This is a genomic window from Stenotrophomonas sp. P5_A9 (assembly GCF_056400525.1).
The window spans coordinates 16331-38089 of record NZ_JBFULC010000032.1 but is presented as its reverse complement, the minus strand read 5'-3'; the positions used below and the strand labels follow the sequence as shown (position 1 = coordinate 38089).

At 68.9% G+C, this 21759-nt stretch carries 15 protein-coding genes; 10 read left to right on the top strand and 5 right to left on the bottom strand.

The window, feature by feature from the left end:
- Positions 1-42: 42 nt before the first annotated feature.
- From AC1DR7_RS11795 to AC1DR7_RS11785, 3 genes are all read left to right on the top strand, one after another.
- Positions 43-480 carry an excinuclease ATPase subunit gene (locus AC1DR7_RS11795; protein WP_256777342.1) on the top strand — a complete coding sequence of 146 codons (438 nt, stop codon included), beginning with the start codon at positions 43-45 and terminating at the stop codon, positions 478-480.
- A gap of 563 nt (positions 481-1043) precedes the next feature.
- Positions 1044-1313, top strand: a complete 270-nt coding sequence (locus AC1DR7_RS11790) for a YcgL domain-containing protein (protein ID WP_457317817.1) — start codon at positions 1044-1046, stop codon at positions 1311-1313.
- Entirely contained in the window at positions 1306-4644 is a 3339-nt protein-coding gene (locus AC1DR7_RS11785; protein WP_457317818.1) for an ankyrin repeat domain-containing protein, read from the top strand. The genes AC1DR7_RS11790 and AC1DR7_RS11785 overlap by 8 nt, the downstream gene beginning before the upstream one ends.
- Before the next feature lie 82 nt (positions 4645-4726).
- Here the strand turns inward: AC1DR7_RS11785 and AC1DR7_RS11780 are convergent, their stop codons facing one another.
- Entirely contained in the window at positions 4727-6532 is a 1806-nt protein-coding gene (locus AC1DR7_RS11780) for a monovalent cation:proton antiporter-2 (CPA2) family protein (protein ID WP_457317819.1), read from the bottom strand.
- 303 nt (positions 6533-6835) lie between these two features.
- On the opposite strand from AC1DR7_RS11780, the gene mgtE reads away from it, so the two are divergent.
- From mgtE to AC1DR7_RS11765, 3 genes are all read left to right on the top strand, one after another.
- Positions 6836-8206, top strand: a complete 1371-nt coding sequence (gene mgtE / locus AC1DR7_RS11775) for a magnesium transporter (RefSeq protein WP_457317820.1) — start codon at positions 6836-6838, stop codon at positions 8204-8206.
- Between the two features lie 869 nt (positions 8207-9075).
- Complete coding sequence (locus tag AC1DR7_RS11770) at positions 9076-11805, top strand: bifunctional acetate--CoA ligase family protein/GNAT family N-acetyltransferase (protein WP_478051089.1); 2730 nt, start codon at positions 9076-9078, stop codon at positions 11803-11805.
- Positions 11806-11853: 48 nt separating this feature from the next.
- Complete coding sequence (locus AC1DR7_RS11765) at positions 11854-12552, top strand: alpha/beta fold hydrolase (protein WP_457317822.1); 699 nt, start codon at positions 11854-11856, stop codon at positions 12550-12552.
- Positions 12553-12812: 260 nt separating this feature from the next.
- Here the strand turns inward: AC1DR7_RS11765 and dkgB are convergent, their stop codons facing one another.
- Both dkgB and AC1DR7_RS11755 read right to left on the bottom strand, forming a co-directional pair.
- Positions 12813-13616 carry a 2,5-didehydrogluconate reductase DkgB gene (dkgB, locus tag AC1DR7_RS11760; RefSeq protein WP_457317823.1) on the bottom strand — a complete coding sequence of 268 codons (804 nt, stop codon included), beginning with the start codon at positions 13614-13616 and terminating at the stop codon, positions 12813-12815.
- Between the two features lie 138 nt (positions 13617-13754).
- Positions 13755-14969 (bottom strand): MFS transporter, encoded by a 1215-nt coding sequence (locus AC1DR7_RS11755; protein ID WP_457317824.1) that lies wholly within the window; start codon positions 14967-14969, stop codon positions 13755-13757.
- 128 nt (positions 14970-15097) lie between these two features.
- Here AC1DR7_RS11755 and AC1DR7_RS11750 point away from each other — a divergent pair, with 128 nt between their 5' ends.
- Positions 15098-16042, top strand: coding sequence for a LysR substrate-binding domain-containing protein (locus tag AC1DR7_RS11750; RefSeq protein WP_478076496.1), 945 nt, complete (start codon positions 15098-15100; stop codon positions 16040-16042).
- Here AC1DR7_RS11750 and AC1DR7_RS11745 read toward each other — a convergent pair.
- Positions 15969-18101 (bottom strand): methyl-accepting chemotaxis protein, encoded by a 2133-nt coding sequence (locus AC1DR7_RS11745; protein WP_478051092.1) that lies wholly within the window; start codon positions 18099-18101, stop codon positions 15969-15971. The two genes, AC1DR7_RS11750 and AC1DR7_RS11745, sit on opposite strands and share 74 nt — an antisense overlap.
- A gap of 174 nt (positions 18102-18275) precedes the next feature.
- Here AC1DR7_RS11745 and AC1DR7_RS11740 point away from each other — a divergent pair, with 174 nt between their 5' ends.
- Positions 18276-18728, top strand: a complete 453-nt coding sequence (locus AC1DR7_RS11740; protein WP_457317827.1) for an Rrf2 family transcriptional regulator — start codon at positions 18276-18278, stop codon at positions 18726-18728.
- Positions 18718-19623 carry an NAD(P)/FAD-dependent oxidoreductase gene (locus tag AC1DR7_RS11735; protein WP_457317828.1) on the top strand — a complete coding sequence of 302 codons (906 nt, stop codon included), beginning with the start codon at positions 18718-18720 and terminating at the stop codon, positions 19621-19623. Before AC1DR7_RS11740 ends, AC1DR7_RS11735 begins: the two co-directional genes overlap by 11 nt.
- 93 nt (positions 19624-19716) lie before the next feature.
- Here AC1DR7_RS11735 and AC1DR7_RS11730 read toward each other — a convergent pair whose 3' ends face one another.
- Positions 19717-20676 carry an aldo/keto reductase gene (locus AC1DR7_RS11730; protein ID WP_457317829.1) on the bottom strand — a complete coding sequence of 320 codons (960 nt, stop codon included), beginning with the start codon at positions 20674-20676 and terminating at the stop codon, positions 19717-19719.
- 171 nt (positions 20677-20847) lie between these two features.
- Between AC1DR7_RS11730 and AC1DR7_RS11725 the strand changes: the two genes are divergently transcribed.
- Entirely contained in the window at positions 20848-21711 is an 864-nt protein-coding gene (locus AC1DR7_RS11725) for a class I SAM-dependent methyltransferase (RefSeq protein WP_478051100.1), read from the top strand.
- Positions 21712-21759: the final 48 nt, after the last annotated feature.

The following is a 21759-nucleotide window of genomic DNA, read 5'->3' as shown; positions in this document are numbered from 1 at the left end:
CCCACGCACCACCCTGCGCCCCACCAACAAGGAGAAGTTTGAATGCGTCGTTTTGCCCTGATTGCCGCCACCGCGTTGCTCGCCGTCGCCAGCACCGCCCAGGCCCGTGATACCCGTGTCGAACAGTCGCTGCGTGAGCTGGTGAGCTCGCAGGCCGCACGCGATGCCGGGATCGACGGCAGCGTGCGTTTCTACCTGGCCGGCGAGAAGGTCAACGTCCAGCAGCGCTTCGGCGAGGACGTGACCAACAAGAAGACCAACGCGGCCAACAAGAGCGACGAGGAGGCCTGCCGCTGGGTGGCCCTGTCGGCGCTGCGCGCGCTGCAGGACGGCGCCAAGTCGCGTAACGCCAACGCGGTGGTGGACATCGTGAGCTACTACAAGAAGAACGAGTTCAAGAGCGCGACCAACTACGAGTGCTACGCCGGCACCATCATGGCCGGCGTAGCCCTCAAGGGCACCTACGCCAAGGTCAAGTAAGGTCGCAGTGCCACCGCTCTTGTTGAGCGGTGGCCGTGGATCCAGAAGCAACCGCTACAGCTACAGCTACAGCTACAAGCAGCTTTTGCTCTACTACTGTCGCTGGCAGGGCAGGCGTGTGTGGGTTKCCGGGGCACGCCGTAGATCCGTCCATGGAGGCTCGGTGTTGCCATCCATGGCAACACACGGCCCCGGCAACCCACACACGCCCGCCCTTCGACAGGTTCACGGTGTGCAAGGGAAAGCCCAAGCCCAAGCCGAAGCCCAAGGCCTGCTTCGCCAGCACCTACCGTGGATGGCGTGTGCGAGCCTCCACGGACGGATTCACGGCGTGTCCCGGCCACCCACCCGCCCCATCCCCCTAAACGGAAACGACGTGCTGCTTGGGGCTTCAGAAAAACGCGGCCAAAAAGACCAAACCCACCTGAACACCCCCRCGACATTGATGAACCTGAATCTGCCGCGCGCCATCAAACCGACGCCGGAAGCCGATCCCGGCTTTCCCCCTTGCGTGGTTTCCGACACAATCATCGTATCTACTCCAGGGCAGCGCCCCGCAGGCAATGCAAGCCTACGTCTACAAAAGCCAACGCAAGCAGGACACCTACGTCTACCTCGCCGCCCGCGATGACTTCAACGCCGTCCCCGACGCGCTGAAAGCCACGCTGGCGCCGTTTGAATTCGTGCTCGAAGTCGCCCTGACCCCTGACCGTCGCCTCGCCCTGGCCGACGTCGGGCAAGTGCGCGCCAACCTGGCCGAGCGCGGATTCCATCTGCAGATGCCCCCGCCACCGGTCGCCCCGGTGCGCGTCCCGCGTCGCCGCGATGACTGATCCCCTGCGCAGCCGCGCCATGGCCATCGCGTTCGCCGCCGGCGTCCTGCTGGCCCTGGCGGCCGCGCTCGGCGGCGTGCCTGCCGCCCTTGGCGTGGCGTTGGCGCAGCCGGCGTTCGCCCTCGGCATCGCCTGGTGGCGACGTACCCGCCCCGTGCATGCGCCCCCGCAGTTGCTGCGGCAGGACCTGCCTGCGCTGCTGGTTCCCTGGCTGGCCGGCCCGCTGCTGCTGGCCGCGCTGGTGGCCTGGCCGTTGAGCGCCCTGCACGACAGCGGCAGCCTTGCCGCCGTGCTCGGCCTGAGCGTAGCCGTCAGCGCCGCCCTGCTTGGCGTCTGGCGCACGTGGCCGCTGTGGAATGAAATCGAACGCACCGATGGCAGCCTGACCGGCCACTGGCAGGCCCTGTCCGGCCGTGACCTCAGCGCCTGGCGTGGGCTGGGCGTGGCTGCGTTGGTGGTTGCCCTCTGCGCGCTGGTGGTGCTGCCTGCCTGGCCCGGCCTGGTATCGGACGCACTGCGCTGGCCGCTGACCGCCGCCGTGGTGGTGCTGTCGCCGCTGGCGCACCTGCTGCTGCAGACCATCGCCCCGGCCACCGCGCTGGCCGTGCGCAACCCCTTCGATGTGGACGGCCACGGTGCCGATGCGCTGGCCAACCACGACGCCGAACCGCAGCCGCTGGAACACCTCGGCCAGCACGAACACCTGCCAGCGCTGTATGACGCCGCCCGCAGTGGCCGCGTCGACCGTGCGCTGCAATTGCTGGCCGCCGGCGCCGATCCGCATGGCCTGCCCGATCCGGCCTGGCGCGACCAGCGCAACCTGCCGGTGCTGGCCGCCGTGCTGCCGGACCTGCGCCTGCTGCGCGAACTGATCGCGCGCGGGGTGGACGTCAATGCACCGCACCGGGGCATGACCCCGTTGCTGGCCGCCACGCGTGACAGCTGGCACGGCCGACCCGAGGCGGTGATGACCCTGCTGGCCAACGGCGCCGATTCGCGCGCGGTCGACAGCGATGGCAACACGCCGCTGCACCACGCCGCACGCAGTTCCGATCCGGGCGTGGCCGCGCTGCTGCGCGATGCCGCCGCCGAAGTGGACGCACTCAACCAGGAAGGCTGGTCGCCGCTGGCGGTGGCCTGCCAGGTCGGCAACTGGCGATTGGCGCGGTTCCTGCTCGAGCGCGGCGCCAAGACCGAGCCGGCCGAGGGCACCCCGGTGCTGCTGGCCGCCGCCGGTACCGAAGAAGATGATCCGGCCGGCGTACAGCTGCTGCTCAAGCACAAGGCGCGCGCCGACGCGCGCGACCGCCAGCGCCGCAGTGCCCTGCACGAGGCCGCGCTGGCCGGCCATGTGGACATCATCGATGTGCTGCTGGCCGCCGGTGCCAACCTTGAATCGCGCGATGCACTTTCGCGCACCCCATGGCTGGAAGCGGCCCGGGGCGGTCGCGCGGCGGTGATCGAACACCTGCTGCCGCACCATCCCGAGCGCAATGCCGTCGATGGGGAAGGGCGCAACGCGGTGCTGCTGGCCTGCATGGCCGACAACGTGTCGCCGCTGCTGGTGCGCCGCCTGCTGGAACTGGGCATCGCCGCCGACATTCCCGATCCGCAGGGCCGTCGCGCCGTCGACATCGCCGCCAGCGCCGGGCGCTGGACCATCGTGTCGCTGCTGGACCGCAACTATCCGCTGCCGGCATCGGTCACCGACGGGCTGGTCGCGGTCGATACCGAGGCAGGCCCGGGCACGCCGTCGCTGCCGGACCGGCCGCCGCTGGACCTGCTGCGCGAAGCGCTGGGCTTCGGCAATTTCGACGGCATGGCCGCGCTGGCGCGGCTGTGCGCGCCCGACGAACTGGGTGGCCTGCTGCACGACGCCGAGCTGGCACTGGATCCGCAGGCGGTCGATTGGCTGATCGCCAACGGTGCCGCGCCGGAAGTCCTCGATGCCTGCGGCGACACGCCGATGTTCGCGCTGCTGGCGCGCGGCATCGATGCCGTCCCGGCGTTGCAGGTGCTGCTGCGCCGTGGCCTGTCCCCGGCCGGTCGTGGCGGCCTGGCCCGTCTGCTCAGCGCCTGCGCCCAACACGATCACGCCTCGCGCGGGTTGGAGCAACTGGCGCTGGAACTGCTGGAACGTGGCGCCGATCCGTTCGCGCCGTCGCCGGCCGGCGATCCGCCGCTGTCGCTGGCCGTGCGCCTGGGCTGGCTGCGGCTGCAGCATGCGCTGCTGGTGCTTGGCGTGGACCGTGAGGCGCGCGACAGCCATGGCATGACCGCCCTGCACCTGGCCACGGCGTTGGCCCGCGAAGGCTCGCTGAAACTACTGGTGCTGCAGGGCGCGTCCCCGGAAGCCCGCGCGGCCGATGGCCAGACCCCCCTGGGCGTGGCGCTGTCGATCGGTCGCCGCGACCTCGCCGACTGGCTGGACTGGCGGGTGTGGCCGCTGCCGCGACGTGCGCTGCGCGACGGCGACCTGCCGGCCGCGGCCATGTCTGGCGATGCCGATGCGGTGCGTCGCCTGATCGACCTGGGCTTTGCCGTCGACGTGGTCGACGCGCAGGGCTGCACCGCGTTGCTGCGCGCCGCGGGCGGTGGCCACCTGGCCGTGGTCGACCTGTTGCTGGCGCGTGGTGCGAACCCGCAGCACGCCGCGGCGAGCGGCGCCACGCCGCTGTCGGCAGCGGTGAGCATGCGCCAGATCGACATCGTCTCGGCGCTGCTCGATGCCGGCGCCGAACTCGAATACCGCCTGCCCGGTGGCGTCACCGTGCTGATGCTGGCCTCGGCGCTGGGCCTGCCCGACATCGTCGCGCGCCTGCTCACCGCCGGCGCCAACGTGCATGCCGGCGACGCGCAGCAACTGGGCCCGCTGCACTGCGCGGCGCTCTACGGCTTCAGCGCCCGCGACCGCTCGCGCCTGCTGGCCCTGCTAGACACCCTGCTGCTGGCCGGCGCCGAGCCCGACCAGGCCGCGGCCGGTTCGGTGACGCCGCTGTTGCTGCTGCTGGGCGCGCGCGCTGAACCGGGCACCGCCTGCGATGAGCAGGTCGTGCTGGCCGCGGTCGAGCGCCTGCTCGACGAGGACGTGTCGCTGGAGGTGCGCGATCCGCGCGGTTTCGGTCCGTTGCACCTGGCCGCCCTGCATGGGCTGCCACTGCTGGTGCAGCGCCTGCTGCGTGCCGGTGCCGACCCGGACGTGCGCGATGCCCTCAACCGCAGCCCGCGCGAGATCGCGGTCATGCGCGGTTTCATCGACGTGGCCGGCGAGTTCGAGCCGCGCGTGCCGGGCGTGTCCTCGATGGCGCGGTTCCTGCGCGACAACGGCTGATCCGGCGGACCACCCCGCGTAGCGCCGACCGTGGGTCGGCTCCCTTTCATCCCGTCGCCGCCAGCGCTTCCATCGCGCCGGTTCAACCGTGGCGGTCGCGATCCGACGCCTTTCCATCGCTCTCCGCATCGGCCTCGAACAGCTGCATCAGATCCGCGCGCGCATCGCGTGAGGTCTGGATCACCGCCGTCTCGTCGTCGTACACCAGGTACTGGTCGCGCAGCAGTTTTTCGTCATGTTCGCGGAAGCGCTGTACATGGCTGCGCGCGGTGTCCTTCGGGATGCCCAGCGCGATCAGCATCCGTTCGCTCAGCTCCAGGCTGGTGCCGAACACCTCGCGGAACGGTTCGGCGGCCATGTCCATCAACCGCCACGCGTGCTGGCGGTTGCGGGCGCGCACCAGCACCGCCGCATCGGGATAGTTGCGCCGGATCAGGCGCGTCGCGCGCATGTTCGCGTCCGGGTCGTCCAGGGTCACCACGTACACGCGGATATGCTCGCCGCCGGCCGCGCGCAGCATCTCCGGCCGGGTCGGATCGCCGTAGTACAGCTTGTTGCCGAACCGGCGCAGATCCGAGACCGTGTCCGGATTGGACTCCAACGCGACGAACGGGATCTTCTGCGCGGTCAGCAGGCGCGCCACCACCTGGCCGAAGCGGCCCATGCCGGCGATCATCACCTGCGGTGGCGCGCCGTCGGTATCCACCTTGTCGGCCGGCCGTTCGTCTGCCTGTGCCGCATCCTCGCTGCCCAGCAGCCGCATCAGCGCGATCATCAGCAGCGGCGTGATCGCCATCGACAGGCCGACGATCGCCACCAGGCGGTCGTGGTTGGCATTGCCCAGCAGGTTCGCGCGCTGCGCCTCGTTGAACACCACGAAGGCGAATTCGCCGCCCAGCCACAGTACGCTGCCCAGCATCAGCGCGTGCCGGGTACGCAGCCTGGCCAGCTTGCCGATGCCGAACAGCAGCCCGAACTTCACCACCAGCAGGATCGCCACGCCCGCGGCGATCATCGCCGGCTCGGCCACGATGCGGTCCAGGTCGATGCCCATGCCCACCGCAATGAAGAACAGGCCCAGCAGCAGCCCCTTGAACGGCTCGATCTGCGATTCCAGCTCGTGGCGGAATTCCGAATCGGACAGCAGCACGCCGGCCAGGAACGCGCCCAGGCTCGGGCTCAGCCCGGCCTCCTGCATGAACCAGGCGGTGCCCAGCACCACCAGCAGCGCCATCGCGGTGAACACCTCGGGGCTGCGCGTGCGCGCGATGATGTTGAACAGGCGGCGCAGCACGGGACGCCCGCACAGGATCACCACCGCCAGCGCACCCAGTGCCACCGCCACGTCCTGCCACTGCAGCGACTCGTTCTTGGCCCCACCCAACAGCGGGATCGCCGCCAGCAGCGGAATGGCGATCAGGTCCTGGAACAGCAGGATCGCAAAGCCCAGCCGACCGTAGTCGCTGTTGATCCCCTTGTGCTCGGACAGCAGCTGCAGGCCCACCGCCGTGGACGACAGCGCCAGTGCGATGCCCACGATCAGCGCGCTCTTCCACTGGAAATGATCGAGCAGCAACAAGCTGCCCAGCACGATCGCGCTGAGCGCCACCTGCAATGCACCGGCGCCGAACACCGAGCGCCGCATTACTTTCAGTCGTGCCGGCGACAGCTCCAGCCCGATCACGAACAGCAGCATCACCACGCCGATCTCGGCCGCGCCGAGGATGCGGTCGGCATCCTGCACAAAGCCCAGGCCATCGGGGCCCAGCACCACGCCGGCGGCCAGGTAGCCCAGCACCGCGCCCAGCCCCAGCTTCTTGAACACCGGTACCGCGATCACCGCCGCCAACAGCAGCACCAGGGCCAGCTCGAGCGCGCCGCTATGCATGGAGGGACCTGCTCATGGGAGTGTCGCCGGGCAATATCGAGGCCCATTATGCGACGCCGGCGTTGGCCCAACGTCAATCGCGGCCCAACACCGCAGCCGGCCACGGGTTGACCCGCCCTGCGCCCGGGTCCAGACTGCCCGCCGCTGCCGGCACGTCCGGCAGTACACCCTTGCGGAGTCCCCAAACCCATGTCCAGCGACAGTAGAAGTCGACCTTGCTCGACGCCAGTGATGGCCACCGCCTGACGAGGGACGGTTCGCCACTGCTGGCGTCGCGCATGGCGATCCCCACAGGCGAACCCGATGAACCAGAAAGACCTGCTGCGCCCGGTGGCCGATGCCGCCGCCCTGAGCGAACCGCTGGAGCACTTCAACACCGCCGACGCGGTGGAGTTCCTCAACACCCTGGAGCTGTCGCGCGCTGCCGACACGCTGGCGGCGTTGCCGTTGCCGCGTGCGGTGAAGATGCTCGAACAGCCCGAGCTCAACCGCAGCGGCGAGCTGGTCGGCCTGCTGCCGGTGGCCCGCGCCGCCGCCCTGCTCGGGCTGATGGCCGATGACCGCGCGACCGACATCGTCCATGAACTGGACGAAGACGAGCGCGCCCGCCTGATCCCGCTGCTCAGCGCCGAGGCACGCCACTCCATCCAGCAATTGCTCAGCTATCCCGCGCATACCGCCGGCGCGCTGATGACCACCGAGTTCGTCAGCGTGCCCGCCGACTGGACCGTCGGCCGCACCCTGCAGCACATCCGCGAAGTCGAGCGCACCCGCGAAACCGTCTACGCCATCTACGTGCTCGACCCGCACGCGCGCACCTTGGTGCAGGTGGTGACCATGCGCCGGCTGATCACCGGCCTGCCCGACGAGCCCATCCTCGAGGTGGCCCAGGTCAACCCGCCGGTCACCGTCGATGCGATGCTCGACCAGGAAGAAGTCGCCCAGCTGATCCGCCGCCACGACCTGCTTGCCATCCCGGTGGTGGACGCCCAGCAGCACGTGCTCGGCATCGTCACCGTCGACGACATCCTCGACGCCCTGATCGAGGAATCCACCGAGGACGCGCACAAGTTCGGCGGCATGGAAGCGCTCGAAAAGCCCTACATGCAGATCGGCTTCTTCGACATGATCCGCAAGCGCGCCGGCTGGCTCAGCGTGCTGTTCCTGGGCGAAATGCTCACCGCCAGCGCCATGCAGCACTACGAAGACGAACTCTCCCGCGCCGTCGTGCTTACCCTGTTCATCCCGCTGATCATGAGCTCCGGCGGCAACTCCGGTTCCCAGGCCACCTCGCTGCTGATCCGCAGCCTGGCCCTGCGCGAACTGCGCCTGCGCGACTGGTGGAAAGTCGCGCTGCGCGAAGTCCCCACCGGCCTCACCCTCGGCGCCATCCTCGGCGTGCTGGCGATGATCCGCATCGTGTCCTGGCAGCTGCTGGGCCTGCACGACTACGGCGAGCACTGGAAGCTGCTGGCCCTCACCATCGGCGCGGCGCTGGTCGGCATCGTCACGTTCGGCTCGCTGTCCGGCTCGATGCTGCCCTTCATCCTCAAACGCCTGGGTTTCGACCCGGCCAGCGCCTCGGCGCCGTTCGTGGCCACCCTGGTCGATGTCACCGGCCTGGTGATCTACTTCAGCATCGCCGCGATGATTCTCAGCGGCACGTTGTTGTAGTCCAACACGGTGAGTGCCAGCCACGCATGGCGTGGCTCTACCGGAATGCGCCGCTGTCCGCACGCGCGGCGGCATGCCCGTCGGGCACGGATGCCATTCCCGCCGGGCACGGATGCCATACGGTAGTGCCGAGCCATGCTCGGCAGAACAAAGAGGCATCAGCGAAGCCACACCAGCGCGTGGCCACACCGGAATGCGCCGGTGTCCGCACGCGCGGCGGCATGCCCCGCCGGGCACGGATGCCATTCCCGCCGGGCATGGACGCCATTCCCGCCGGGCACGGATGCCATACGGTAGTGCCGAGCCATGCTCGGCAGAACGAAGCGGCATCAGCGAAGCCACACCAGCGCGTGGCCACACCGGAATGCGCCGCTGTCCGCACGCGCGGCGGCATGCCCCACCGGACATGGATGCCATTCCCGCCGGGCACGGATGCCACACGGTAGTGCCGAGCCATGCTCGGCAGAGCGAACCGGCACCGGCGAAAACCACACGAGCGCGTAGCCACACCGGAATGCGCCACTGTCCGCACGCGCGGCGGCATGCCCCATCGGGCATGGATGCCATTCCCGCCGGGCACGGATGCCATACGGTAGTGCCGAGCCATGCTCGGCAGAACGAAGCGGCATCATCGAAACCACACGAGCGCGTGGCCACGTGCGGAACACAACGGCGCCAGTGCGTACGGCGGCGCAGTTCAAGCCGTGTCTCGGCCGGGCAGGGCGGCGCTGTCCCGCACGAGGAAAGGAACTACCGGTGGACGCGCTGTCGAGCTGCCTTGAATCTCGATCCCGCACCTGCGCCAGATCATCACACCCACCACTCCAGCCGTGTACCGTGTCACCCATGACCCGGCGACTGTGCGGCCCATGAGCACCTACCACCTGCAATCCGTTTTCCGTCCGCAATCGGTCGCCGTCATCGGCGGCAGCCCGCGCGAACGCTCCGCCGGCCGCGCCGTCATGCGCAACCTGCGCGCCACCGGCTTCCCCGGCAAGGTCGCCTGGATCAACCCGCGCTACAGCGACATCGACGGCATCCGCACCGTCAAACGGCTCAAGGATCTCGACTGGGTTCCCGAACTGGTCATCATCACCGCGCCGGCCAGCATCGTCCCCCAGGTGGTGGCCACCGCCGCCGAGCGTGGCGTCGCCGCCGCCATCATCCTCACCGCCAACCTGGGCCAGGGCCCCGGCTCGCTCGCCGCCCAGGTCGAAACCGCCGCCCGCGCCAAAGGCCTGCGCATTCTCGGCCCGCACTGCCTGGGCGTCATCGCCCCGCATGCCCGTCTCAATGCCAGCATCGCCGCCCACTTCCCGCAGGCCGGCGACCTCGCCCTGATCTCCGAATCCAGTGCGATTGCCGCCGCGCTCGTGGAATGGGGCGTCGCCCGTTCGGTCGGCTTCTCCGCCGTGGTCTCGCTCGGCGACACCCTCGATGTCGACTTCGGCGACCTGCTCGACTACTTCGCCACCGACTACCGCACCCGCGCGATCCTGCTCTACGTCGAACACATCGGCGACGCGCGCAAGTTCATGTCGGCCGCGCGTGCGGCCGCCCGTGCCAAACCCGTCGTCGTGGTCAAGTCCGGCCGCCACATCCGCATCGATCCCGACGCCGACACCCATGTGCAGGCCCTGGCCAGCAGCGACGCCGTCTACGGCGCGGCGTTCAACCGCGCCGGCCTGCTGCGCGTCAGCGCGCTGGACGAGTTGTTCACCGCCGCCGAAACGCTTGGCCGGCTCGGCACCTTCCCCGGGCGGCGGCTGGCCATCCTCAGCAACGGTGGCGGGGTAGGGCGGCTGGCGGTGGACCAGCTGCTGGCGCTGCGCGGCAGCCTCGCCGAGCTGTCGCCGGCCACCGTCGCCCAGCTCGATACGGTGCTCCCGCAAGGCTGGTCGCGCAGCAATCCGGTCGACATCGTGGTCGACGCCGACGGCGAGCGCTACGCCGCCGCCATCGACGCGCTGATGTCCGACAGCGAAAACGACGCGGTGCTGGTGGTCAACGTGCCCACCGCGTTCACCTCCTCGGCCGACGCCGCGCAGGCGCTCACCCGCACCCTTGGCCTGCGCCCGCGCCACCACCGCGACAAACCGGTGTTCGCGGTCTGGCTGGGCAACGACGACCGCGCCACTGCCACCCTCAACGCGGCACGCGTGCCGACCTATCCCACCGAAGCCGAGGCCGTGCGCGGCTTCCAGCATCTGGTGCGCTACCGCGACGCGCAGGCCGCGTTGATGGAAACCCCGCCCAGCCTGCCCGAGGATTTCGTGGTCGACACCGTCGCCGCGCGGGCGCTGGTCGAGCGCGCGCTCGCTGCCGGCCAGCAGTGGCTGGACCCGATCGCCACCCACCAGCTGCTCACCGCCTACGGCATTCCCTCGGCGCCGGTGATGCAGGCGCGCGACGCGCACGAGGCGATGGACCTGGCCCAGCCGCTGCTGGAGCAGGGCGCCACGGTCGCGGTGAAAGTGTTCTCCGCCGACATCCCGCACAAGTCCGACGTCGATGGTGTGCGCCTCAACCTCGGCACGCTGCAGGCGGTGCATGCCGCCGCCACCTCGATCATCGCGCGGGCGCATGAAAAGCGCCCGGATGCACGCATCGACGGCGTGCTGGTGCAGCCGACCATCGTCCGCCCCAAGGCGCGCGAACTGATCGCCGGCATCGCCGACGACCCGACCTTCGGCCCGGTGATCGTGTTCGGCCGCGGCGGCACCGCGGTGGAAGTGATCGACGACAAGGCGCTGGCGCTGCCGCCACTGGACCTGCGCCTGTCGCACGAACTGATCGGCCGCACCCGCGTCTCGCGCATCCTCAAGGCGTACCGTGACGTGCCGGCCGCCGACGAACGCGCGGTTGCGCTGATCCTGGTCAAGCTGGCCCAGCTGGCCGCCGACATCCCCGAGATCCGCAGCCTGGACATCAATCCGCTGCTCGCCGACCGCGACGGGGTGATCGCGCTGGACGCACGCGTGGCCATCGCGCCCTCGCGCAAGCTGCACAAGGGCCGTGGCCATCCGCGTTTTGCCGTGTTCCCGTACCCGAAGGAGTGGGAGCGCACCATTACCCTGTCCGACGGTGCGCCCGCCTTCGTGCGCCCGGTGCGCCCGGAGGACGACGCGCTGTTCCGCGCGTTCTTCGCCCGCGTCACCGACGACGATCTGCGCCTGCGCTTCTTCCAGTCGGTCAAGCATTTCAGCCACGAGTTCATCGCCCGCCTGACCCAGCTCGATTACGCCCGCTCGATCGCGCTGGTAGCCATCGACCCGCGCAGCGGCGACATGCTCGGCGCGGTGCGCCTGCATGCCGACGCCGATTACGACCGCGGCGAATACGGCATCCTGATCCGCTCGGACCTCAAGGGGCACGGCATTGGCTGGCGCTTGATGAGCATCATGATCGAGTACGCGCAGTGGCTGGGCCTGAACATCATCGAAGGCCAGGTGCTGCGCGAGAACAGCACCATGCTGGCGATGTGCCAGAGCCTGGGCTTCAAGACCCGGCTCGATCCAGACGATTCCACCGTGATGGTGGTGACCCTGCCGGTGCAGGACGTGCAGGTGCCCGTGCCGCCAGATACCGCAACGCACTGAGCCGTTGGCGGCATGGCTCGTGCACGCCGGCGGGGCGACACTATCGCCATGACCGACCGCCTCCCCCTGCTTCTCCTCCCCGGCCTGCTCAACGACGCTGAACTCTGGCGGGCGCAGATCGCCGACCTGTCCGATATCGCCGACTGCAGTGTGGGCGACCAGACCCGTGGCGAGACGCTGCAGGCGGTGGTCGATGACGTGCTGGCGCAGGCACCGGCGCGTTTCGCCCTGGCCGGTTTCTCGCTCGGCGGCTTCGTCGCCCAGCAGATCCTGCGCACGGCACCGGAGCGGGTGCTGCGGCTGGCCCTGATCGATACGTCGATCCATGCCGATTCGCCCGAGCGCGCGGCCCAGCGCCGGTCGCAGCGCGCCAGCGTGCGCCTGCCCGGCACCTTCCACGGCTTTGGCGACACACTGATGCGCAGCTACATCGACGCCTCGCGGCGGGACGATTACGTGCTGGTGCAGCGCGTGCGCGACATGACCGCGCGGCTCGGTGCCGAGGTGTTCCTGCGCCAGAGCGCACTCGAACGTGGCGACGGCCACGACGCCCTGGCCAGCTACCGCGATCCGCTGCTGATCGTGTGCGGTGCCAACGACCGCATCACCCCGCTGGCGATCAGCGAGGAAATGCACGCGCTGGTGCCGGGATCGACACTGGTGGTGGTGCCCGATTGCGGGCACCTGGCGCCGATGGAGAAACCGGACGAGGTGAGCGCAGCGATGCGCGCATGGTTGCAGGCCTGATTCAATACTGTTGCCGCGGCCGCGGCCGCGGATGCTGGTAGGGCCGCATCCCGATCAACTGCCGTGAAATGCGCCAGGTTCCGGCAATGGCATGACCCGCGTCGACGCACGGGCTCCTGCAACGGCTCATGCGTTCGCCGCGCCGATCCACATGGTCGACGGTCGATACGGATCCGACCCTACCGCCGCCTATATCGGGAACACGGCCAGCAGGCGCGAAGGAAGAACACCACCGCGACTGCCGACCAGGCCCGCCTGCCTCAATCCCAGTCCGGCGCGATGCCTTCCGGGTTGGCCAGGCGCTGCCCACGGTCCAGCGTGGCGATCTGCGCCATGTCCGCATCGCTCAGGCGCAGGTCGGCGGCGAGCAGGTTGCTGGCCAGGTTCTCGCGCTTGGTGGAGGAGGGGATCACCGCGTAGCCCTGCTGCAATGCCCATGCCAATGCGACCTGCGCGGGGGTGGCCTGGTGGCGCTCGGCAATGGCCTGGATCACCGGGTCCTTGAGCACCTCGCCGTAGGCCAGGCTCATGTACGCGGTGACGTGGATGCCCTGTTCCTTCAGGAACGCGATCAGCGCGCGGTTCTGCAGGTACGGGTGCACTTCGATCTGGTTGGTGGCGATGGCATCGGCACCCAGGATCTCGATCGCCTGGCGGGTCTGGGCGATGGTGAAGTTGGAGATGCCGATCTGCCGGGTCAGGCCCAGCGATTTTGCTTCCGCCAGTGCGCCCAGGTACTCGGCCATCGGCACCGCATCCTTCGGCGAGGGCCAGTGGATCAGGGTCAGCTCGACATGGTCGGTGCGCAGCTTGCGCAGGCTCTCGCGCAGGCTGTCCAGCAGGGCATCGTGGCTGAAGCTGGCGATCCACACTTTGGTGGTCAGGAACAGATCGTCACGGGCCACGCCGGATTCGGCGATGGCCTGGCCAACCTCGGCCTCGTTGTCGTAGATCTGTGCGGTGTCGACGGCGCGGTAGCCCACGTCCAATGCGTTGCGGACCGAGTCGATGACGGTCTGGCCCTTGAGGCGGAACGTGCCGAGGCCGAATGCGGGGATGCTCATGAAAATTCCTTCAGGGGGGAGGCAGTGCAGGCTACGCCGTGCACCGTAAAGCGACGTAGAGCCGACCGTTGGTCGGCTGCTGTTGCGTGAAACGAACCGTTGGTCGGCTGCCGTTGTGGAGGTCCGCCACACGATCCATCAATGCGCACTCACCGCGATGCCGTCGGCGCGGTCGGCCACGCCATCGCGACGATCCAGGCGACCACTCAGCACGGTCAGACCCAGCGCGCCCAGTACCACCAGCGCACCCAGCCACGGGGTATGCATCAGCCCGAGGTGATCCACCACCAGCCCGCCCAGCGACGCACCGAGGGCGATGCCGACGTTGAAGGCGGCGATGTTCAGGCCCGAGGCGACGTCGGCGGCCTGCGGGGCGAAACGCTTCGCCTGCTTGACCACGTACACCTGCAGCCCCGGCACGTTGCCGAAGGCCACCGCACCGAGTGCGAGCACGGTCAGCAGCACCAGCCAGCTGTTGTAGGCGGTGAAGGTGAGCACGAACAGCACCGCGGCGAGCAACGCGAAGATCAACGTCAGCGCCGGGATCGGACCGCGACGGTCGGCCAGGCGGCCGCCCCACAGGTTGCCGATGGCCACCGACACGCCGTACACCAGCAGCACGCCGCTGACCGCGTTGGCCGAAAAGCCGCTGACGTCCTGCAGGATCGAGGCGAGGTAGGTGAAGGACAGGAACGTGCCGCCGTAGCCCAGCGCGGTAATCGCATACACCAGCAACAGACGCGGCTGCGCCAGTACCGACAACTGCTGGCCGAACGTGGCCGGCTCGCTGCGCTGCAGATTGCGCGGCACGAACAGCAGGCTGCCGATCAGCGCGATCACACCGAGCGCGGCCACGGCCAGGAAGGTCGCACGCCAGCCCAGGTGCTGGCCGATGAAGGTGCCCAGCGGCACCCCGGTGACCAGGGCCACGGTGAGCCCGGTGAACATGATCGCGATCGCGCTGGCGGCCTTCTCCTTGGGCACCACCGAGGTGGCGATGATCGAGCCGATCGAGAAGAACACGCCATGCGCCAGGCCGGTGAGTACCCGCGCCACGATCAGCGAGCCGTAGCCCGGCGCCATCCAGGCGATCACGTTGCCCAGCGTGAACAGCACCATCAGCGCCACCAGCAGGGTCTTGCGCGGCACGCGGCCGGTGAGGGCGGTCAGCACCGGCGCGCCCACCGCCACGCCCAGGGCGTACAGCGAGACCAGCAGGCCGGCCGAGGGCAGGGACACGCCGAGGTCGGCGGCGATGGTCGGGATCAGCCCGACGATGACGAATTCGGTGGTGCCGATGGCGTACGCACCAAGCGTGAGCGCCAGCAGGGCCAAGGGGATGCCACGGGACATGGTGGGTTACCGGTGGGAGGTGAGGCTGCGCAGTCTGCGCGCCGCACTCTTGCCGAAAAAGCGGCCTTCACGCCAATCACTCTTGCCCCATGATCAATAATAGGCCTCCCGCGTGCCGGCTCACCGCCATGAAAACCACCCTCGACGAAATGCAGGCCTTCATCGCGGTGATCGACAGCGGCTCGATCACCGCCGCCGCCGAAACCCTGGGCCAGACCACCTCCGGGGTGAGCCGGGCGCTGGCGCGGCTGGAGCAAAAGCTCGGTACCACGCTGCTGACCCGTACCACGCGGCGCCTGCAGCTCACCGAAGAAGGGGCCGCTTTCCTCGAACAGTCGCGCGCCATCGTGGCCTCGGTGGAGGCAGCCGAAGAGCAGATTGCCGCCCGCCGCGACCGTCCGGCCGGGCGCCTGCGCGTGGATGCGGCGATGCCGTTCGTGCTGCATGCGATCGCGCCGCTGGTCGCTGAGTACCGGGCGCGCTACCCGGACGTGCTGTTGGAACTCAACAGCAGCGAGCGCTACATCGACCTGCTGGAACGGCGCACCGACGTGGCGATCCGGATCGGGCCGCTGGCCGATTCCACCCTGCATGCACGGCCGCTGGCGCACAGCCGCCTGCGGGTCCTGGCCAGCCCGGCGTACCTGCAGCAGCACGGCACGCCCACACGCGTGGCCGAGCTGCGCGGGCACACGCTGCTGGGCTTCAACGAACCGGACTCGCTCAATCATTGGCCATTGCCCGGCGACACCGACGCACTGCTGCACGTGCGCCCGGCCATCGCCGTCTCCAGCGGCGAAACCCTGCGCGCGCTGGCACTGGAGGACGTCGGCATCGTCTGCCTGTCCGACTTCATGACCCATCGTGATCGCGACGCCGGGCGGTTGGTCCAACTGCTGCCGGAACTCACCGTGGAGGTGCGCCAGCTAGTGCCGGCCGCTGGCCGGCAACCGCGCGATGCCGGGTTCATGGGGTTGCCGGCCAGCGGCCGGCACTACCTCAGGCCGCCTGCGGCAATCCGCTCCGGGCAGCCCTGCCGGCATCCAGCACGAACACATCCACCGCCTCGTTGAGGGCGATGGCCTGTTCTTCCATGCTGCGTGCCGCCGCCGTTGCTTCCTCGACGAGCGCGGCATTCTGCTGGGTAGCTTCATCCATGTGCACCACGGTCTGGTTGACCTGTTCGATGCCCGCGGACTGCTCCTGCGACGCGGCGGAAATCTCGGCCATGATGGCGGTCACCTGCTGCACGCCGCTGACGATCTCGCCCATGGTCTGCCCGGCCTGCTGCACCAGCCGCGCGCCGCTGGCGACATCGCCGACGGAGAGGTCGATCAAGGTCTTGATCTCCTTGGCGGCCCCGGCCGAACGCTGGGCCAGCGTGCGCACTTCGCTGGCGACCACGGCAAACCCGCGGCCCTGTTCGCCGGCACGCGCCGCTTCCACCGCCGCGTTGAGCGCCAGGATGTTGGTCTGGAACGCGATGCCATCGATCACCGAGATGATTTCGGCGATGCGCCGGGACGAGGTCTGGATCGCGCCCATGGTCTGCACCACCTGGCCGACGACCTCACCGCCCTCGGCAGCCACCGCGTGCGCGCCGATCGCCAGCTGGTTGGCCTGTCGCGCGTGTTCGGCGTTCTGGCGCACGGTGGAGGTCAGCTCTTCCATCGAGGCGGCGGTTTCCTCCAGGTTGGCCGCCTGCTGCTCGGTGCGCTGGGACAGATCGTTGTTGCCTGTGGCGATCTCCCCGGCCGCCGCCTGGATCGACTGCGCGGCGCGCTTGATGTCGCCGACGATGCCGGTCAGCTGGCCGGTGGTCAGCGCCACATCGTCGCGCATGCGGGCGAACACCCCGTGGAACTGGCCGTGCATGCGCGCGCTGAGATCGCCGCGTGCGATCGCCTGCAGCACGGTCGACACCTGCTCCAGATCCTGTTCGGTCGTCTGCATCAGCCGGTTGAGACCACCGACCATGTCGCGGAAGTCGTACTGGTAACGCGCTTCGTCGCCACGCTGGCTGAAATCGCCGGCCGCCGCTGCCGTGGCGAGGCGCTTGATCTCGGCATTGATCGCGCCCAGGTTGACCTTGGCGGTATCCAGCGCCTGGGTGATCACCGCCTTTTCGCCGGGCAGACGTTCCATGTCCAGCGACAGATCGCCCACCGCATAGCGGCCCATGATCTCGATCGCGCGCATCTTCACCTGGATATGCGCATGCACCAGCGCGTTGCTGTCGCGGACCATCTGGCCGTAGCCGCCAGGGAAGGCAGTGTCGTCCATGCGGTAGCTGATCTGGCCGGCGTCATGGCGCTCGGCCATGGTGGCCTGCGCGGCCAGCACCTCCTTGAGCGTGCGGGTCACCGCGCCCATCGCCTGGCCGAGGCGGCCGATCTCGTCGCGGCTGTGCACCTGCACGCTGTGGTCCAGCTCACCGCGAGCTACCGCACGTGCGGCCGCTTCCACCGCCACCACCGGGGCGATCACCGCACGACGCAGCCACACGGCCAGCACGCCCATCAGTACCGCGGCGGCCAACGCGGTCAACACGGCACAGAGCAGCAGCGTGCGGCGTGCCTGCGTCGAGCGCGATGTCACCGCCTGTTCGGCCACCTGCGCGGTCTGCTTGCCCAGCGCATCCAGCGTGGTGCCCAACGCACGGTCCTTGCCCCGCACCAGCGCATCGCCCTGCAACGGGCTGTAGCCGCTGGCGGCGAACGCCTCAAGTGCGCCGTGGTACTCCTTCTGCAGCGCGGCGTGCTGGGCCAGGAAGCGGGCGGCCAGTCGTGCGGTGTTGGCGTCGTCGCTGCCGGCCAGCGCCTTGGCCAGCGCGGCGGTCTTGCCGCCCTGGCTGTCGAACGCGGCCAGATGGCGCGTGCGCAGCGCTTCATCGCTGCCGCGGATCAGCACGTTCTTCCATTCCTGCACCTGCAGCCGGAACTCGCGCTGCAGCAATTCGGCCTGCGCGTTGCGCGCCACCGCTGGCGGAACGTCGGTGGACAGGTTCAACCAGGCCGAGGCAAGCCCGGCCAAGGCGCACAGCACCACGATGGCCAGACCGAGCGACAGCGCGCCCAGCAACTTGAACTGCAGGCTCAGGGCGCGCGTGGGCACGCTGGATGTCTTGTTCATGGGGAGGGAAAGTGAGGGAGGGCGATGCGGTATCGGTTCGCGGCAGCTCTTTCTGAAGTGGGATGTGCATCACATTTATGTCTCCATTTACTGAAATGAAAATGATGTGACAGTGCCCAACGGCATGCCCAGGCGGTGCTGGACACCCGGTCGATTTGTAACTATGGTTGTTACATGAAATCCAGCAACCAGTTCTCCGACGCCCTGCATGTGATGGCCCATCTGGTCGGTCAGGATGGCCCGCGCACTTCCGAGCAGCTCGCCATGTGCCTGCCCACCCACCCGGTGGTGATCCGGCGCCTGCTTGCCGCCCTGCAACGGGGCGGGCTGGTGCGCACGGTGCGCGGTCACGGCGGCGGCAGCCAGCTGGCACGTGAGCCGGCACAGATCACCCTGCACGACGTCTACATCGCCATCGGCGCGCCGGCCCTGCTGCACACCGGTGCGCGCGAGACCGGGCGTGGCTGTCCGGTGCAGCAGGTGGTCAACGAGGCGCTGGACGACAGCTACCGCCAGGCCCAGACCCTGCTTGAGCAGCGCCTGCGCGGCACCACCCTGGCCACCCTCGGCGAGGCCTTCGCCCGCCACCTGGCCCACCATGCAGCAGGAGTTCCCCATGCGATTTGACGCCGTGATCGTAGGCGGCAGTTTTGCCGGCCTGTCCGCCGCCCTGATCCTGGCGCGTGCGCGCCGCGACGTCCTGGTGATCGACAGCGGGCTGCCGCGCAACCGCTTCGCCGCGCATTCGCACGGCGTGCTGGGCCAGGACGGCATCGCCGGTAGCGAGATGCTCCGGCAGGCCAAGGCGCAGCTGCTGGACTACCCGACCGTGCGCTGGGTCAGTGACACCGTCACCGACGCACATGCCAGCGCCGATGGCTTCACGGTCACCACCGCCGACGGCGGCACGTGGGCAGCGCGCAAGCTGCTGCTGGCCACCGGTATCCGCGACGAATTGCCCGACATTGCCGGGGTGAGCGAACGGTGGGGCCACAGCGTGCTGCACTGCCCGTACTGCCACGGCTACGAGGTCGGCGGCGGCGCGATCGGCCTGCTTGGCGGTCACGCGATGTCGGTGAAGATGGCCGGCCTGCTCGCCGACTGGGGCCAGGTCACGCTGTTCGCGCACGGCATGGTCATCGACGACGACGAACGGGCGATGCTGCAGCGGCGCGGCGTCAGCATCGAAACCTCGCAGGTGGTCAAACTGGCCGGGCAGGCGCCGGACCTGAGCGGGGCGCTGCTTGCCGACGGCCGCCACATCGACCTGCGCGCGCTGTTTGTCGCGGCGCGCCAGCACATGGCCTCGCCGCTTGTCGAACAGCTCGGCTGCGTGCTGGAAGAAAGCCCAATCGGCGTGCTGGTGCAGGTGGACGCGCAGAAGCAGACCAGCGTGCCCGGCGTGTACGCCGCCGGCGATGCGAGCGTGGTGGGCAACATCACCCTGGCAAATGCCGAAGGGGTCCGCGCCGGGATCAGTGTGCATCACGCGCTGGTGGCCGAAGACAGCGCGGTGGCCTGAACGGAAACGGCCACCCGAAGGTGGCCGTAGCGTGTTGCCGTAACCGTTGATCGCCGGGCGTCCGTCACCGATGCGTCTGGCCGTCGGGGTAACTCAGCCCTGCTCGGCACTCGCTGCATCCAGCTGCGCCACATCTTCGGTCGACAGCGCGACCTGCGCGGCAGCCAGCACATCCTTCAGCTGCTCGACGCTGGTCGCGCTGACGATCGGTGCGGTGATGCCGGGGCGTGCGATCAGCCAGGCCAGCGCGACCTGCGCGGCCGTCGCGCCGTGCCCGGCGGCGATGTCATCCAGCGCGGCCAGGATGCGCAGCCCGCGTGGGTTGACGTACTTGCTCACCACGCTCTGGCCGCGCGCACTACTCTTGCCCGCATCTTCGGCACTGCGGTACTTGCCGCTGAGGAAGCCACTGGCCAGCGAGTAGTAGCTGATCACGCCAATGCCGTGTTCGCGTACCAGCGGCTCCAGCGCGGCTTCATAGCCGGCGCGGTCGTACAGGTTGTACTCCGGCTGCAGGGTTTCATAGCGTGGCAGCGTGTAGTCCGCCGACACCTTCAGCGCATCGGCCAGGCGGCGGGCACTGTAGTTGGACGCGCCGATCGCGCGCACCTTGCCCTGCTCGATCAGACGACCGAAGGCGGCCAGCGTGGTTTCCAGCGGGGTGGATTCGTCGTCTTCGTGCGCCTGGTACAGATCGATCACATCGGTCTGCAGACGGCGCAGCGAATCTTCCACCGCCGCGGCGATATTGTCGGCCGACAGGCCCGGGCGCTCTGCCCACTTGGCCACCTTGGTGGCCAGCACCACCTTGTCGCGCTTGCCGCTGTGCTTGAACCAGCGGCCGAGGATCGTTTCCGATTCGCCGCCGCTGTTGCCGGGTACCCACGCCGAGTAGACATCGGCGGTGTCGACCAGGTTGAAGCCGGCATCGACGAACGCATCCAGCAACGCGAACGAGGTCTTCTCGTCTGCGCTCCAGCCGAAGACGTTGCCACCGAAGGCGATGGGGGCGACATGGAGGCCGGAACGACCGAGTTCGCGTGTAGCAGTCATGGGTGATGTTCTCCCTGGGAATCGTTTCCACAGGATACGGCCGGCGTGGTGACAGCGTTGCGGCAGCAGGCACAAAACAGTGTTCCGGATTGCTGCGTCGCACTAACGTTTTGTGAACACCTGTGCACGCCTGGCTGCTAGTCTCGCGGCATCCCGCTACCGGAAGCTCCGCTGATGAAAGCCCGTTCGTTGACCTGTGCCTGCCTGTTCACCGTCTCCACCCTGATGCTCGCCGCGCCCGCGATGGCCATCAAGCCTGCCGGCCCGAACGCGCAGGTTGCCATTACCCCGGCCGTGCAGAAGGCCGTGCAGGACAGCCATCGCGATCCGGCCAACGTCAAGCGCGATGCGTATCGCCATCCTGCGCAGACGCTGTCGTTCTTCGGCGTGGCACCGGGCAAGACGGTCATCGAGATCACCCCCGGCAGCGGCTGGTACTCGGAAATCCTCGCTCCGCTGCTGCGCGGCAAGGGCAGCTACGTGGCCGCCGTGGTTGATCCGATGGCCGTGCCCGAGGGCCGTGGCCGCGATTACCAGCAGCGCAGCCGCGAGGGACTGGAGAAAAAGTTCGCCGGCAACGCGGCGGTGTACGACAAGGCCACGCTGGTTGCCTACAACCCGACCGCGCCGGTGTTCGGTGCGGCCAATTCCGCCGACGTGGTGCTGACCTTCCGCAACGTGCACAACTGGCGCAGCGCCAACCAGGCCGAAGGCATGTTCAAGGGCTTCTACAGCGTGCTCAAGCCCGGCGGCGTGCTCGGCGTGGTCGAGCACCGCGCCAAGGCCGACGTGCCCGCCGATGACAAGACCGGGTATGTGGGCCAGAAGGAGGTGATCGCGATGGCCGAGGCCGCCGGCTTCAAACTGGCCGGCAGCAGCGAGATCAACGCCAACCCGCGCGATACCAAGGACTACCCCAACGGGGTATGGACGCTGCCGCCGACCAACCAGCACGACGCCGCCGACGAGGCCAAGTACCAGGCCATCGGTGAAAGCGACCGCATGACCCTGCGCTTCATCAAGCCCAAGGGCTGATACCGGTCGCGGCTGCGCACGTACCGATCGCAGGTCGGTACGTGCAGG

Bases quoted from the DNA above. Each gene is read 5' to 3' on its own strand.
- AC1DR7_RS11795 (WP_256777342.1), top strand. From the start codon at position 43: ATGCGTCGTTTTGCCCTGATTGCCGCCACCGCGTTGCTCGCCGTCGCC.
- AC1DR7_RS11790 (WP_457317817.1), top strand. From the start codon at position 1,044: ATGCAAGCCTACGTCTACAAAAGCCAACGCAAGCAGGACACCTACGTC.
- AC1DR7_RS11785 (WP_457317818.1), top strand. From the start codon at position 1,306: ATGACTGATCCCCTGCGCAGCCGCGCCATGGCCATCGCGTTCGCCGCC.
- AC1DR7_RS11780 (WP_457317819.1), bottom strand. From the start codon at position 6,532: ATGCATAGCGGCGCGCTCGAGCTGGCCCTGGTGCTGCTGTTGGCGGCG.
- mgtE (WP_457317820.1), top strand. From the start codon at position 6,836: ATGAACCAGAAAGACCTGCTGCGCCCGGTGGCCGATGCCGCCGCCCTG.
- AC1DR7_RS11770 (WP_478051089.1), top strand. From the start codon at position 9,076: ATGAGCACCTACCACCTGCAATCCGTTTTCCGTCCGCAATCGGTCGCC.
- AC1DR7_RS11765 (WP_457317822.1), top strand. From the start codon at position 11,854: ATGACCGACCGCCTCCCCCTGCTTCTCCTCCCCGGCCTGCTCAACGAC.
- dkgB (WP_457317823.1), bottom strand. From the start codon at position 13,616: ATGAGCATCCCCGCATTCGGCCTCGGCACGTTCCGCCTCAAGGGCCAG.
- AC1DR7_RS11755 (WP_457317824.1), bottom strand. From the start codon at position 14,969: ATGTCCCGTGGCATCCCCTTGGCCCTGCTGGCGCTCACGCTTGGTGCG.
- AC1DR7_RS11750 (WP_478076496.1), top strand. From the start codon at position 15,098: ATGAAAACCACCCTCGACGAAATGCAGGCCTTCATCGCGGTGATCGAC.
- AC1DR7_RS11745 (WP_478051092.1), bottom strand. From the start codon at position 18,101: ATGAACAAGACATCCAGCGTGCCCACGCGCGCCCTGAGCCTGCAGTTC.
- AC1DR7_RS11740 (WP_457317827.1), top strand. From the start codon at position 18,276: ATGAAATCCAGCAACCAGTTCTCCGACGCCCTGCATGTGATGGCCCAT.
- AC1DR7_RS11735 (WP_457317828.1), top strand. From the start codon at position 18,718: ATGCGATTTGACGCCGTGATCGTAGGCGGCAGTTTTGCCGGCCTGTCC.
- AC1DR7_RS11730 (WP_457317829.1), bottom strand. From the start codon at position 20,676: ATGACTGCTACACGCGAACTCGGTCGTTCCGGCCTCCATGTCGCCCCC.